Source organism: Spirosoma arcticum, from assembly GCF_054779955.1.
In genome coordinates this window covers 16,513-31,830 of record NZ_BAAGXG010000023.1, presented here as the reverse complement: position 1 = coordinate 31,830, position 15,318 = coordinate 16,513, and the positions used below count along the sequence as shown (strand labels likewise).

Genomic DNA, 15,318 nt, shown 5'->3' with positions numbered 1-15,318 from the left:
ACGGCTCAGAGACCCCTCAGTTATTGTTGGCGTCCAGTACCCGCTGCAAAACGCGACCAAACTCCTGGTCGTTTGGAGCACTGAATATGGAGTTATGATCGCCGGGGATGTCATGCACGGTCACCCCCCGCAGGGCAAACGGTTTCCAGCCGAGAAGGTCAAAATCGTCCATGAAGAAAACCTGATTCGTAGCCCTGAACAATTCAACGGCCACCGCTGCTGGTGGCGGCTGATAGTTACGCAGGGCCTGAAGACTAACCATCTCAATTTTGTAGGCAAGGTTAGTGAACACATCGTGCCGCTGCTCATCGCGGAATTTCACGCGCCAGTACAGCCGAACAAAGCCCCGCGTGAGTAAATGCAGCAGTTTCCGGCTGTCTTTTACGTGCCAATAGTGCTCAATCAGTTTTCGCTCTATTGACTCCGTCTTATAAACAATCGTCCGGCCGGGATCCTGCCGGAGCAATTCAATCGTGTGCAACACCTTGTTAACCAGCATCCGGGGATTACCAAACGTGCCGCTGTAAAGTGGATCATCAGTGGAGGTTTGTGGCGCATAGGTATCGAACATAGCCAGCAGCTTTACCTGCTTGCCCGCTGCTATAAACTGCCGGGCCATTTCGTAGGCAATCAGACCGCCCAATGAGTAGCCAGCCAGTAAATAGGGACCGTTGGGATTCTGAGTCATCACCTCGGCGACGTAGTGGGCGGCAATGGCTTCGATACTGGGTAACGGCTCATCTCCTCCGTCTAATCCCTTAGCCTGTAGCCCATACACTGGCTGCTCAGGGTCTAAGTTTGTCGCCAGCGCATTGAACAGCATCACGTGCAACCCCGCCCCATGCACAATGTAAAGGGGTGGTTTGTTGCCCTGCGGCTTAATGGGCACCAACGAATTCCAGCTTATGGCTTCCTGATCGGTTTTCAGCAGCCGGGCCAGTTTCGCAATCGTTGAGTGCTCAAACAAAGCCGCCAGTGGCAGTTTGCGGCCGGTTTCTTTTTCCAGCCGCACCATCATCTGAACGGCAATCAGCGAGTGCCCGCCCAACTCAAAAAAGTCGTCGTGAACGCTGATCGACTTCCGCCCCAGAATATCGGTCCATACCGACAGCAGCAACTCCTCTTCCTTGTTTTCGGGTTTGGCCGAACGCGCGTCGGCAGCGGGCGTCGCCGACGTTGGTGTTGGCAGTGACTTGCGGTCTATCTTGCCGTTGGGCGTGAGGGGTAAGGCCGACAGCACCACAAAATCAGACGGCACCATGTAGTCGGGCAGCACCTGGGCTGCCTGCTGTTTCCAGTGTCGGATCTGGTCGGCCAATGCCGATACCGGTGTCGATGCCGCTGGCTGGAATGGACTTTTGACGTACGTATCCAGCGGTCTGCTCAGCTGACGCAGCACAGCCGGGCGGGCGGGAATCGTGCAGACGCGGTTGGCCGGAATAAACACGACATCATACTGATTATCTGTACCGTCGTCCGACCACCGGATGTGCGTTTGAAAACCGCGGTTAGCGCCCAGCGTCCAGAATACGGTTGGCTCAACGGCGTCGGACCGGATGGCGTCGAGCTGTTTTTTAACCGTTCCGATCGGTGTCGTGTCAGGCGTTTTGTTTACCAATCCGAGCAGTGCGTAATCCTGCGCGGTGCGGGCATTGGCGACGTTGGTTAGCTGATGAACATGGTAGGGATACTGCGTTAATTTCTGCTCAACAGCCTGCACCGAAGCGCCCGAGCGCCAGTCGATGGACAGGTCGGCAGTTGCTACCACGGGCGCTTTGCCCACGTACAGCCACACATCGTAGTGGTGCTTGGTGGTTTCGTTGCGGTAGGTTCCTTCCCGAAGTTGGGTGTCAACGGCCGAAATCCGGGGAATCAGCCGCGATAGTTCGTAGAAGAATGCTGGATCGGCTAAGAGTTCATCGTCCAGTTCCACCCGCCGGGCAACCGTTTTTTTGAATTCGCCCACCGACTGCACATCGGTCGACCGCCCAAACTGGTCAGCAGTGTGGTGCATGCTCAGCGTTGCCTTGCCCTGCACGTCGCCAACGAACACGCAGCCCCCATCGGCAGTTGCTGCAACGGCCCGCTCCAGCACCTGCACCAAGTACGGCATGTTGGGAAAATACTGCGCCACGCTGTGGACCAGGACCAGATCGAGAGATTGGGCATCTACGCTCGAAAAATTATCGGCCAGGGCCGTTTTCGCCGTCACGTGCTGCCAAGCACCGGCCTGTCGCGCTAATTTGGCCTTGAGGGCGTCGATGGCCGTCTGCGCGTAATCGGTGGCAATGTACTGACGGGCGTCGGGGGCCAGCGCAAACAGCAACTGCCCGGCTCCGCAGCCCACCTCCATGATGCGGTTCGCTTTCAAGGCCTTGAGCCGTTTGATCGATTGCTGCAGCCATTCGTCGGCCTGCTGCCGGATGTCCTGCTGGTCGCTGAGTTGCAGCGCAATCGCGGTGTCTAAGTCGTCCGTTGGCTGGTCCGCTTCGCTTTCGTAACGGACGCCCATGTCGTAGATCAGGTCCCACCGCTGATGCCAGTCGGCGAGTTGATCAGTTTCAGTCCCCTCGTTCGTCGTTGAAGCAGGCGTTGGAACGACGTATGCCACTAAGCGCTGATCGCCGGGACGATCTTCGCGGGCCACAACCACGGCTTCCTTAATGTCAGTCAGGTTGTTGAGTGTGTTCTCAATCTCGCCCAGTTCAATGCGGTAGCCCCTGATTTTCACCTGCTGATCGACCCGGCCCAAGCAGTGAATGTCGCCGGTATCGGTGAACTGACCCAGATCGCCCGTTCGGTACATGACGCCTGCTTTGGCATCAAACGGATTCCGCACAAACCGCTCGGCTGTTAGCGTCGGCCGGTTCAAGTAGCCCCGCGCCACGCCATCGCCCGCCAGGTATATTTCACCGACGACGCCCACCGGCAAGGGGTTAAGTTGGTCATCAACAATGTACACCTGCGTGTTGTGGATGGGTCGGCCAATGGTGATGCGCTCGTCGGGGTTGGTGATCTGCGTTCCCGTCGAATAGATCGTTGTTTCGGTGGGGCCATACATGTTCCAGAGCGTGTCGCAGCGGGGAATGAGCTGCCGGGCCAGGTCGTTCGACATCGGTTCGCCACAGCACAGAATTTTCAGCGGCAGTTGCTCTTCCCAACCGGCCGCCAGCAGCATTTTATAGGTTGCGGGTGTCGCCTGAATGATGGTGATCGACTCGCTGGGTACGCGATGGTCCGATAGTCGCTGTAACAAATCCCGACCGTCTTTGGTCGTTTTTGCGTCGGACAGTACCAGCGTAGCGCCGGTGAGCAGGGGCAGAAAAAGCTCCAGCCCGGCAATGTCGAACGAAACCGTGGTGACGCCCAGCAGCACGTCGTCGCTCGTGATGCCCGGCCAGTCGATCATGCTGTACAGCAGATTGACGAGGTTACGGTGTTCGATCATCACGCCCTTGGGCTGACCCGTTGAGCCGGACGTGTACAGAATATACGCTAAATCAGTGCCCGCAACCGAGGTATCGGGCGCGGTGGTCGGGTAACTTACCGATTCAGTTAGCGCCTTCCCAATCGACAATTCCTTCGTCCGGCCCGCTAATCGTCCGGCGTACTTATCCGACGTAATGAGCAGCCGGGCCGCCGAGTCGGTGAGCATGAAAGCAATGCGGTCGTGGGGGTAATCGGGGTCGATGGGTACGTAGGCGGCACCGGCTTTCAGCACGGCTAAGAGCGTAACGAGCAGGTTCGGCGAGCGGTCCAGCATCACCCCCACCACGTCGCCCACGCCCACACCGTCCCGTTGCAGATAGTGAGCAACCCGGCTGGCGGTATCGTCCAATTCCCGGAAGTTCATCCGCTCGTGGTTGACAATCACCGCCGTTTTGTCAGGGTAGTGGCGGGCGGTCGTGGTCAGTAGCTGATGCAGCGGTACGGTCTGGGGGTACTCAGCCTGGGTGTTGTTCCAGTCGGCTAACTGGGTGCTCAACCCGGTGTTCTGCTGGCGCTGATCGACCAGCGGAATCTGATCGAGCCGACTGGTTGGGTTGGCTACCACCGCCCGGAGCAACCGCTCAAATTCGGCCACCATCCGGTCGATAGTGTCGGCGCGGAACAGTTGCGTATTGTACGACCACTCCAGCGTGAGGGCCCGCTCGGATCCGCCCGCATTCAGGAACAGATCGACGGCTTCGTACTGCCGGGGATTACTGATAAACCGGTAGGTGAGACCGTAGAAGTTAACGTCGTCGGCCAACCCCATATCGACGTTAAAAATGACCGGCACCAGCGCCACCCGCGATGCGTCGCGCTGAACCTTTATTTTCTTGAGCAGGCTGCCAAATGTCAATTGTTGATGCTCAAACGCGTCGAGCACCGCTTCTTTGCGTTGCTTCAAAAACTGAGTGAAGCTCAGATCGTGCTCAGGAAAACTGCGCAGGGGCAGCAGGTTAACGCAGTGACCAACCAACCGATAATTGCCCGTGGCTGATTGTCCGGCTGCTGGCAGACCCAGCACAATGTCTTCCTGCCCGGTTAGCCGGTGCAGCAACACCTCGAAAGCGGCTGTCAGCGTGGTTACGAAACTGCAACCGGCTTTCACGCCCATGGCCTTGACGGCCAGCACCAACGCTTCGTCCAGTTCATAGTCCCGGCGGTCACTTTTGTAGGTACGTTGCGCCGGGCGCGGAAAATCGGTCGGCAGGTTCAGCACGGGCACGGGTTGCCGGTACTGCTCAACCCAAAACTGTTCCGTTTGCCGGTACTCGTCACTGTGGACAAAAAGCCGCTGGTTAGCCGCGTGCTCACTGAACAACGGGGCGTCGGGCAGGGCGTGCTGAATTTGCTGGGCGTAAGCAGAATACAGCGCACTTAAATCCTGCATCAGGATACCCAGCGACCAGCCATCGCAAACGATATGGTGCGCCGTGATGGTCAAATGATGCGCCGTATCGGAGAGCGTTATCAAACCAGCCCTGACCAACGGACCCTGTAGCAGGTCAAACACATGAAGCGCATCCTGCTTTATGTAATCGGCAATGGTTGCTTCTTTGTCGGCGTCCGTTTTATGGGAGCAATCTACCCAAACCAGATCAGCCGATACGTCGCGAAAAACGAAGAATTGAGTACCATCCGCACTAAACGCCGACCGCAGCATCTCGTGGCGGTCGACGAGCGCCTGCCACGCCCGTTCCAGGGCGGACTTGTCTAATGGGCCACTAAACCGCAACGACACCGATTCATTGTAGGCGCGGCTGGCATCATCGCCACCCAGCAAACAAGCGGTCCATATTTCTATTTGTGGCTCGGTGGTTGGGGCCAGACGTGCGATGGCAGGACCGGCAAACGGGTCAAAATCAACGGCAATAAACTGTACACTGGTAGCGCTGTCAACCATCCGAATTTACGTTAATTCAACCTGTAAATAGTTGCCGGGCTGGTCTGGATTGGGCGTAAACCAGGCCGGGTTCCCTTGCCGATCCCGGCCCAGACGGGCGCCCGAAACCGGTGGCATATCTGCCGCAATAGTCAGGCCAACCAGCACCTTTTTCGGCATTTCTGTTGATTTAGCGACAAAAAAACCAGCGTCAATCAGCTCGTCCACGCTGTCGGTAAACTGCTGAATAACAGTGTTCATCTCGGCATCGGTATGCGCTTCGGTCATGAAACAGGGAAATCCGTCCCAGATGTGAATGCCTTTTTCGCGCATCAGCGTGAACAGCAGTTCACCGTAGGGTATCTCCTGGTCGAACTTTATTTTCCACAACGATCCGTAACTCACAACGTGGAACGGCAGTTGCCACCGGTCAACGATAGCGTTGAGGGCATCAGCCAGCCGTTTGGTCCGCTTCGTTAGGCCCTGCTGAAGACCCGGACCGGCCTCTTTCATGTACTGGAGCGAAGCCCGTGCGGCTGCCAGGGCCAGGGGGTGCCGGACGAAGGTGCCCGCAAAATAAGTGACGCCCACTTCGGGAACCGAAGCATCGCCGTACTGCCAGAATCCCCCGTCGAGCGCGTCCATAAACTCGCGTTTACCGGCAATGACGCCAATGGGCAACCCAGCGCCAACGACTTTACCATACGACGCCAAATCAGCTTTGATGCCAAACAGCGCCTGCGTGCCGCCGGGGTGCATTCGGAAACCCGTGATAATTTCATCAAAAATCAGGGCAGTGCCCGATGCCGCCGTGATGGCACGAACTTCCTTCAGGAACTCAATCGGCACAAATTCCGGTCGGCGGCTTTGCACCGGCTCCACCAGCACGGCCGCCAGTTCGTGCGCCCGCTCCCGGATGATGCGCAGGCTCTCGTCCGTGCCGTAGTCCAGAATCAGCATGTTTTGCACCGACTCAGGCATGATGCCCGGCGCGGCTGGGTACGACTTCAGTTTTTTGGTACCCCGAACGATGACTTCATCCACAATACCGTGATACGAACCCGAGAATGCCACAATGAGGGATCGCCCCGTTACGGTGCGGGCCACGCGCATGGTACCCAGCACGGCTTCGGAGCCGGTGCTGCACAGGGCCGCGCGGTCAGCACCGGTCAACTCGCACACCAACCGGCTTACCTCACCGGCCAGTTCGTGCTGCGGGCCGACCTCGAACCCGTTTTCGACCTGCTCGTGCAGCGCCTGTTTGATCAGGTCGGGCTGGTAGCCGAACATATTGGAACCGAACCCGTTGAGCACGTCGATATACTCGTTGCCGTCGATGTCCCACAGCCGACTGCCTTTCGAGCGGTTCATCACCAGCGGGTACACGATCTCCTTAGTCAACGGCCGGAATCCCGACACCACGCGCGGGTCGGCCATGTGGGGACGATTTTGCTGGGCGTAGGTCTTGCTACCGTCTGTTTTCTGGTTGTACCGCTGCGTAATCCGCTGTAGAAAATCCTGCTGCTTCCCGCTCAGTCCCGACGCCTGTCGCTCGATGCGGGCAGTAGCGCCAAAGGGCTTTTTGAGTTCCGCTTCCTCCTCCGGGCTTAAGTCTGACCGTCTCGCTACAGTAGAAATCGCCGTTTTAGCGGGCGCAGAGCCGGTTGCCACTACTGGTTGTCCGTTTGGAACGACGGCGGCAACAGGAGCGGGGGCAACGGGCGCAACCAGGCTACTTCCTTCCAAAAGTGCCACTTGCCGGGCCAGCAGTTGTAATTGTTGACCGATTAACCCCAAAGCCGAATCACCGTTGAAGTTGACCAGTTGGGCCGGAACGCCTGCCGCTGTTGATACCGGAGTTATGGGCATCGACGCCACCGGAGGGGGTGTCGGCGCGGCAACCGGCGCGGGCTGGTACGCATCGGCGGGCAGGTGCTGATCGAGGTAGTTAGCCAATTGACCGGGCGTGGCATAGTCGCCGGTCAGTTGGCGGAACGTAATCGGCAAGCCAAATTCGCGCTTGAGCGTTATGGATACCTGCGTCAACAGCAGCGAATCGAGACCAATTTCCAGAAAACTCATGTCCGGCGTCACGCCCTCCATGTCAATACCGGACGCATCCTCCAGTATGGCTTTTACCTTGTCGATCAGTACATTTTTTCTCATAATGATTGGTGTAGTGGATGGGTAAGCTATTGGTTCAATGGGTGTTGAGGCCGTTGACGTTTGAAAAACAACCGGCGCTGTTTCGGACTTGGCTGTGTCAATCCTGACCGGGTCGCGTCGGACCAAGTCACGAATGACCGGGTCAACCCAGCAACGCTTCCGGTCGAATGCGTATGATGGCAGGCTCACGATACGCCGATGCTGACCAGCGTAAAATGCTTTCCAGTCCGGCGTCAGACCGGCCGTCCAAAGCTGACCCAGCGTCTTCAGGAGCGACGAATAATCAGCTGTCAGCCCCTCGTATTTTACCAGACTGGTCAACACCGTCATGGGCCGACTACCAACCTGCTGACGGGCTAAAGTGGCGGAAACGCTTCCGGGTCCCACTTCGATCAGGAGCGGATTCTCCAGGTCAAAAAGCGTGTCGAGCGCGTCGGCAAAGCGTACCGTCGAACGCAGGTGCTGTGACCAATACTGAGAATCGGTAGCCTGGGCGTCGGTCAGGTAGCAGCCCGTTACGGTTGAGACGATAGGCGTTTGCGGACGATTCAGCGAAACACCGGCTACGATAGCCGCGAAGTCACCGATTATCGGGTCCATCATGGCCGAGTGGAACGCGTGACTGGTCACCAACAGCCGATTGGGTATTTCTTTCTCGTCCAAGAGCCGGGCAAAATCGGCAATGTGTTCGTCGGGTCCGGCCACTACGCAGAGGTTGCGGCTGTTCACGGCGGCCATCGACAACGGCGTCGGTAACAGTGTCTGCACGACATCGGCATCCATCCGTACCGACAACATACTGCCACGGGGTAGGTCACTCACCATCCGGCCACGGGCGGTAATCAGGGTCAGGGCATCCGTCAGGCTGAACACCCCGGCCAGATGAGCCGCCACAAATTCACCGATGCTGTGACCACAGAGAATAGTCGGCTCAATGCCCCAGCTTATCCACAGCCGGGCTAACGCGTACTCGGTCACGAACAGGGCGGGCTGGGTGTAGCGTGTGTTTTTCAACCGCTGCTCCGCTTCCGAATTGATCGTTTCGGGGTACATGATTGACCGAATATCGACGTTCAGGAGCGGCAGCAGTTGTCCGGCGCAGTCATCGACCGCCCGCCGGAACACAGTCTCGCATTCGTAGAACGTACGGCCCATGTTTAGGTATTGAGCACCCTGACCCGGAAACAGAAACACCACCTCATCGGGCGGGTTTCGGTGGGCCGACGCATCGCCGGGCAGCCGGAGCGTGTCGATGAGTTCGCCGGTGGTAGCGGCAACGGCAAACCGGCGATGCGTAAACTCGGCGCGGGTCGTTTGCAGCGTAAAGGCAACATCGGCCATTGCCAGTTCGGTTGGCGGAGTCAGGGCTTCGGCTAATCGGACGGCGTAAGTGTCCCGGCTCACCGTCGACTTAGCCGACCACGTCAGCAGTTGAAAGGGTCGCTCGTCCGTCGCTGTTTCTACCGTTGGGTGGTTGCTATCCGGGGTAAACTGGTCGGCGCTGAACTCTTCCAGCACCACGTGAACGTTGGTCCCTCCTACCCCAAATGAACTCACCCCTGCCCGGCGTGGCATTGAGTCGGCACTATCCCAGTTGGTGAGTTTTGTGTTGACAAAAAACGGGCTGTTGGCAAAATCAATGGCCGGATTAGGCGTATCGAACCCCAGCGACGCGGGGATCTGCCGGTGATGCAGCGCCAGCGTCGTTTTGATGAACCCGACCACCCCAGCCGCCTGGGTCAGGTGGCCCATGTTGCTCTTGACGGAGCCAATGGCGCAAAACTGCCGCTCCGTCTGCTCGCCAAATGCACTGACGAGTCCCTCTATTTCGATAGGGTCGCCCACCGGCGTTCCCGTGCCGTGGGTTTCTACGTAGCTGATAGTAGCTGCATCGACGCCCGCATCGGCAATGGCCATGCGAATGGCACCCGCCTGCCCATCGGCGTTGGGTGCCGTGAAACTCCCTTTGCCTCCGCCATCGTTGTTGACGCCAACGCCTTTGATGACCGCATAAATCGTGTCGCCGTCGCGCCGGGCAGCCCCGGCATCTTTCAACAAAACCACCCCGGCCCCGTCGCTGAAGACCGTTCCCTGCGCGTCGGCATCGAACGACCGGCAGTGACCATCCCGGCTCAGCATGGCCCCTTCCTGATACAAATTACCACTGTTGACGGGTGCCGTGATACTGGCTCCGCCCGCCAGTGCCACCTCGCACTGACCGCTGCGGATGCTCTGAACGGCCTGCGTGATGGCCAGCAGCGACGTGGAACAAGCCGAATAAACGCTGACGGCCGGTCCTTTCAGGTTGAGTTGGTACGCCGTTCGGGAAGCGATGTAATCCTTTTCGTTGACCGTCATCACCTGGAATGCCCCAATCTGGTCGATCAGTTGCTCGTTACTCAGGACGTTATTCAGGTAATACGTATTGTTGCCGCAACCGGCGAACACGCCCACGGGGCCGTTGTAATGCTGCGGCAGGTAGCCGGTCTGCTCCAAGGCTTCCCAGGCGATTTCCAGAAAAACCCGTTGCTGCGGGTCCATCAGTTCGGCTAATTTGGGCGTCAGGCCGAAAAACAGCGCGTCGAACTGGTCAGCGTTGTCGATGACACCCCTGGCCGGAACATAGTTGGGATCGTTTTTTACGCGTTCCGGTATGGTTGAGTCGAGTTCATCGAGAGTGAAAAACCGGGTCGTTTCTTTACCCTGCTTCAGCACCTCCCACAATTCATCAATGGTGGCGGCTCCCGGAAAGCGCCCCGCCATGCCAATCACCGCAACGTCAGCCTGACCCCTACCCGGAGATACCACGTCGGGTTGCAGAGCCGATTGGACGCTGACCGGACGGGCGGCACCGCCCGATTGCTGTGGTTCCATATACCGGGCGATACCGGCAGCGGTCGGATGCTGGTAAAGTTTGGTGATTGGCAGGTTGTAGCCCTGCTGTTTCAGGACAGCCACCGATTTTTGAGCTAAGAGCGAATTGCCGCCCAGTTCAAAGAAGTTATCGTCAAGCCCGATTTTATCAAATTGCAACAGACTGTACCACAAACCAGTAATTACTTTTTCGAGCTTCGTTTTCGGCTTCCGATAGGGCACCGAATCGGGTCGTTTGCGCTCCGGAGCAGGCAGCGCCTTCCGGTCGACTTTGCCGCTGCTGGTTTTGGGGAAATCGGCCATCCGCACGAAATACGCGGGAATCATAAAATCGGGCAGCAACTGCTCAATGGCCCCGCGTAGGGCGGTTATCTTCGTCTCCGGCGTGGCAATGACGTAGGCAATCAGCGCTTTGGAGCTAACGCTGTCCTCACGGGCGATCACTACCGCCTGCTGCACCCCCGGATGCTGCGCCAGGGCCACTTCGATCTCGCCCAGTTCAACGCGGTTGCCCCGAATCTTTACCTGATCATCTTTCCGCCCCTGAAACTCGATGGTTCCATCGGGTAGATACCGAGCCAGGTCGCCGGTCCGGTAGCGGTTGACGAGGCCCCGTTGTGGATGTTCGTACTGACCAAATTTTTCGGCGGTCAGGGCGGGTTGGTTCAGGTAACCGTCGGCCAGACACACCCCGCTAATGCACAGTTCACCCAGCGTACCCTCCGCCGAAAGCTGGTCGTTTTCGTCCAGCATGAACACGTCGATGCCCGCAATGGGTTTGCCGATGGTGGGGATGGCGGGCCAGTTGAGCGCGTCGCCTTTGAGTTTATTTTCCGTCACCCACACACTCGCTTCCGTTGGCCCATACACGTTCATCAGCGTGCAGTTGGGTAGTTGGGCGAAGAAGCGGGCAATTTGGGGAGTGATCTTGAGCAGTTCGCCCCCGGTTATCACCTCCCGCAGTTCCGTTGGGTAGCGTTGTTCGGCGTCGGCCGTTTCGGCTACGTATTGCAGCACGACGTATGGCAAAAACACCCGGTGGATGGGCGTAGTCTCAATGAAGTGTAGCAACCGCCCGGCATCTAAGCGGTATGTATCGTCGATTAAATAGAGCGTACCTCCGCTCAGCAGGGTAACAAAAATCTCCTGAAACGAGGCATCGAAACTCAGGTGGCAGAATTGAAGCGTATTCAGGCCGACTTTGGCTTCCGAATGAATCAACTGCCAGTTCAACAGGTTAATCAGCCCGGCGTGCCCCAGACAAACTCCCTTGGGTTTTCCGGTAGAGCCGGACGTGTACAGGACGCAGGCCGTCGGGTTTTGCTGCCTGACCGGTTGGTGCGCGTAGGCATGATCGTTCTCCGACCGGATTACGGTTAACCCCAGTGACTCGAACGTGGGTACATCGGTGCCAGTGGTTAGGCAGGCTGCCACGCCCGAATCGGTGATGAGTTGGTGAAGGCGCTGGGCGGGGTAGGCCGGGTCGAGTGGCAGGTAGGCTTTGCCCGACTTCAGAATCGCCAGCACCCCAATAACCAGCTCGATGGTGCGGGAAGTACTCACGCCAATCAGGTCGGCATCAGGCGCGCAGTGCAGCACCGCCTGGCAGAGTGCGTCGGCCCGCTCGTTTAGCTGCCGGTAGGTAATTCGCTGGTCGCCAAAGACAACGGCCGTGCGCTCTCCATGGACCTGAGCAGCCCACTCAACAAGGTGATGTAGCAACGGATCGGTAGCAGTCCTGACATCAGCATCATCGTGGAGAATAGGCATATGTTTCCTTTATGTGGATTTGACTGTTCAGTTAGGGTTCGTTCCGGTAGGTTTGCAGCGACTGCTCTGTGTGATCGGGAATCTGCTTGATATCGGCCCGACGCGGCACGTCGACGTAGTTCCCCTCAACCCGGTTCAGCGCCATTAGAATAGGTTGCTTCGTCATCCGTACGTATAAGCTCAGCAGTTGCTTTTCGGCCCGTCCCCAGGTACTGTCGGCGTCGACGATCAGCAGAGATAGGGCGCTGCCGTTGAGCAGATACACCGGAATTTGGTGGTTAATCAGCGCGGGCAATTCCAGAATAATCCGGTCGAACTGGGTGGCGTCGAATCCCTGCTCATGGTCGATGAGGTAGTCGACGCTGGTCACGTTCATGAAATCCGGGCGAATCGAGTACGGGAAATACGTAATGCCGTTTATTGTTTCCCGCTGCTCTTTATTGGTTTGGCGCGGGTAGCAGAACGCAACCTGCTGATCGGCATCGGCATAGAGCCGGGTCAGGCCGTTGGCAACCCAGGTTTTTCCCTGTTTGCTGCGAATGCTGAACAGGGTTATAATGGGGGGATAGGGCTTGGCCGTAACCTGCGCAATTTCGATGTTGATAGCATTAACGAGCTGCTCGAACATGATCTGAGCCGCCAGAGTCGCCTTCGAGAAAAAGCTTCGTTTCTTCACCACGGGAAACAAAGCCGTAACGGGCAGTCCCGTCAGCAATTCTGCCTGCTCCGGCGAGTGAATGCCTTTATCTAACCAGAACCGCAGGGCAGTGAGCAGCAGCGCCAGAAAAATGCCGACGCCAAAACCAATGGCAATCAGTTGGCTGCGCTTGGACGCCTTCGGCATCAGGGGAAAATCGGGTGCGTCGAGCACCTCCAGCTTACCACCAACGGCCACGTCCTGGCGACGGGTGCGCGACTGGTCTACGCTCTGGAGCAACGTGAGGTACTCTTTTTCGGCCACGCCAAGCTCCCGATTGAGCTGCCGCAGTTGCGACCCCAGTGGGCCATAAGCGCTGGTTTTGGTTTCGTAATCATCCATCCGCTGCTGGTATAGCTTCAGACGAGCGTCCGATTCCTCATACTCCAACTTCTTGGCCAGCAGATCACTGCCTATCGTTTGCTGGGAAACCGACTCGGTCGAGTTGGTGGCCACGTCGTACTTCTGCGCACTGGTTTTCAGATCTTCCGACAGTTGCGCCACGTTGGCCTGTAACCGGCCAATTACGACTTTGGGCTGGCCATACGCCCGTGCGTTAGCTAATTTATTTTCGGCCTCCGACAATTTCTTTTGTTTCTCACCAAGGTCGCTGTTGGCCGTGCGCATACTGCCCTGCTCCCCCAGCCGCTTACTGAGCGCATCGACCGACGCTTTAGCCGCGCTTTTCCGCCCCAGTTCCTGGTTGTATTCGCTAATCAGGGCTTCACGCGAGGAGGCTACGGTTCGCGCTTCTTCGTCATAATCCAGCACCTTGTTTCTCATGCCGAATGCCCGCAGGTTCGCTTCAGCCTGATCGAGGACCTGTTTTGCCCGTTTGAGCTTGACCTCGTAATAGTCGACGACTGAATTCGTTTCCGACGTTTTGAACAGGGAATACCGCTTGTTGAGGATGTCGATGGCGTAGCTGAGCGTCCGTTGCGCTACGGCCGCATCATCGGCTTCATACTCCATCAAGAGTACGTCGTTGGTGTTTTTGCGGGGAGATGCTTTTATCCGTTCGCCGATCCGCTGAATGGAATAGTGAGAATCCGAGGTCAGCAGCAGTTTCTTAATTAAGTTGTCACCCGGCGTTTTCAACAGGCTGTCGATGGTCATGCGTAGGCTGACGGGGTCGTTGCCGTTCTGAAACGTTTGCTGCCGCCAATTGAGCGGAACTTCCCGCTGCAACTGCTCAAAACCAGCGGCACTCAGCACCAGACTATCGGGCTGCTCCAGGGCAAGGTGATCGGTTAGCAGGCTGGCTCCTACCTGAAGCAGGGTTTCTTTGGAGTTGAGGGTGGTGAGCAGATTGTCGAGCGCACTGGTCGACCGGTCGGCGAAGTTGGTTTGCCGGTCCGTCATCAGCGAATAGCCCGAGGCCAGGCCTGTGTACAGCGTTGCCTGCGAGATATACACCTTTGGCTCATTGCGGGTAACGTAAAAAGCCGTCCCGGCCGTTACGGCGGGAATCAGGATAAACCAAAGCAGGTGCTGCCTCAGCAAACGCAGAAATACCTCGAGTGTCATAGCAATTGACTGAATTAATTTCGTTTCAACCGTTGAACAGGCACCCCTACCATCGTCTCGAAGTAGCGAATGTTCTTCAAAAAGTCACCTTTGACCTGTTCCGATGCGGACTTGGTTTCAATGTAGCGGCTGGTGGCACTGGCCAGAACGTCGGCGTTTACGCGACCCTTCTGGAGTTCCACCTCAGCAATCCGGTAAGCGGCCAGCGATGCCTGCTCGTCGACGAGCCGGAGTTTGAGCACCTGCTGGGAGGTAATCATATCCTGGTAAACGGTGATCAACTCCCGCTTCAACTGCATCTCAATTATGTCCTTCTGCAAAATCGACGCCCGGTAGTTGGCCTGGGCCTCCCGAATCTGGTGCTTGCGCCCGAACAAGTCATACAGTGATAGGCGCACGTCAATGCCCACCCGGTAGCCGTTGGCAATCTGACCGATGGCTTCGCCGGGCCGGGCCGTGCTGCCCGGTACTACCGCGCCCGTGGCGAGAATCGTTTGATTACCCCCCGCATAGTTGCCAAAGCCGGTTGCGTTCTGCAGAATAATAACTTTAGACGTATGGTACGCTGAATTCAATGAATTAGACACCTCCTTCTGGTATTTAATCACCGGCGAATGCAGGATAGCAATCTTCATCAGCTCATCGAAGGGAATGAGCTGCACCGCAATGTCCTGATCTATATCAAGGTACAACGTGTCGTCTGTTAGCCCGGACGCCGATCCAAACGAAATCAATCGCCTGGCACCGGTGGCCTGGGCATGGCAAATTGTATCGGACAACACCCCCAACAGGATCAGGAACGCAATCTGACACAAAGTGAACATTGGCAGCCTGTACACGCAAAATTTCATAATAGCCTGTTGTAGCAGAGAATTAATGTACACAATTGAACGGAATACTAACTAATAACTAT

Annotated in this window: 4 protein-coding genes; all 4 read right to left on the bottom strand. The window is 57.2% G+C overall.

From position 1 onward, the window contains the following. Positions 1-16: 16 nt before the first annotated feature. Genes ACYVHB_RS29230 through ACYVHB_RS29215 form a run of 4 tightly spaced genes read right to left on the bottom strand, consistent with a single transcriptional unit; the run spans position 17 to position 15,229 of the window. Positions 17-5,392 carry an amino acid adenylation domain-containing protein gene (locus ACYVHB_RS29230; protein ID WP_461055461.1) on the bottom strand — a complete coding sequence of 1,792 codons (5,376 nt, stop codon included), beginning with the start codon at positions 5,390-5,392 and terminating at the stop codon, positions 17-19. 6 nt (positions 5,393-5,398) lie between these two features. Then, complete coding sequence (locus tag ACYVHB_RS29225) at positions 5,399-12,181, bottom strand: amino acid adenylation domain-containing protein (protein WP_461055460.1); 6,783 nt, start codon at positions 12,179-12,181, stop codon at positions 5,399-5,401. Between the two features lie 31 nt (positions 12,182-12,212). Further along, the gene (locus ACYVHB_RS29220) at positions 12,213-14,405 is read right to left on the bottom strand and encodes a GumC family protein (RefSeq protein WP_461055458.1); all 2,193 of its coding nucleotides are present in this window, start codon (positions 14,403-14,405) and stop codon (positions 12,213-12,215) included. A 14-nt stretch (positions 14,406-14,419) separates the two neighbouring features. Further along, positions 14,420-15,229, bottom strand: a complete 810-nt coding sequence (locus tag ACYVHB_RS29215; protein WP_461055456.1) for a TolC family protein — start codon at positions 15,227-15,229, stop codon at positions 14,420-14,422. Between the last annotated feature and the right edge of the window lie 89 nt (positions 15,230-15,318).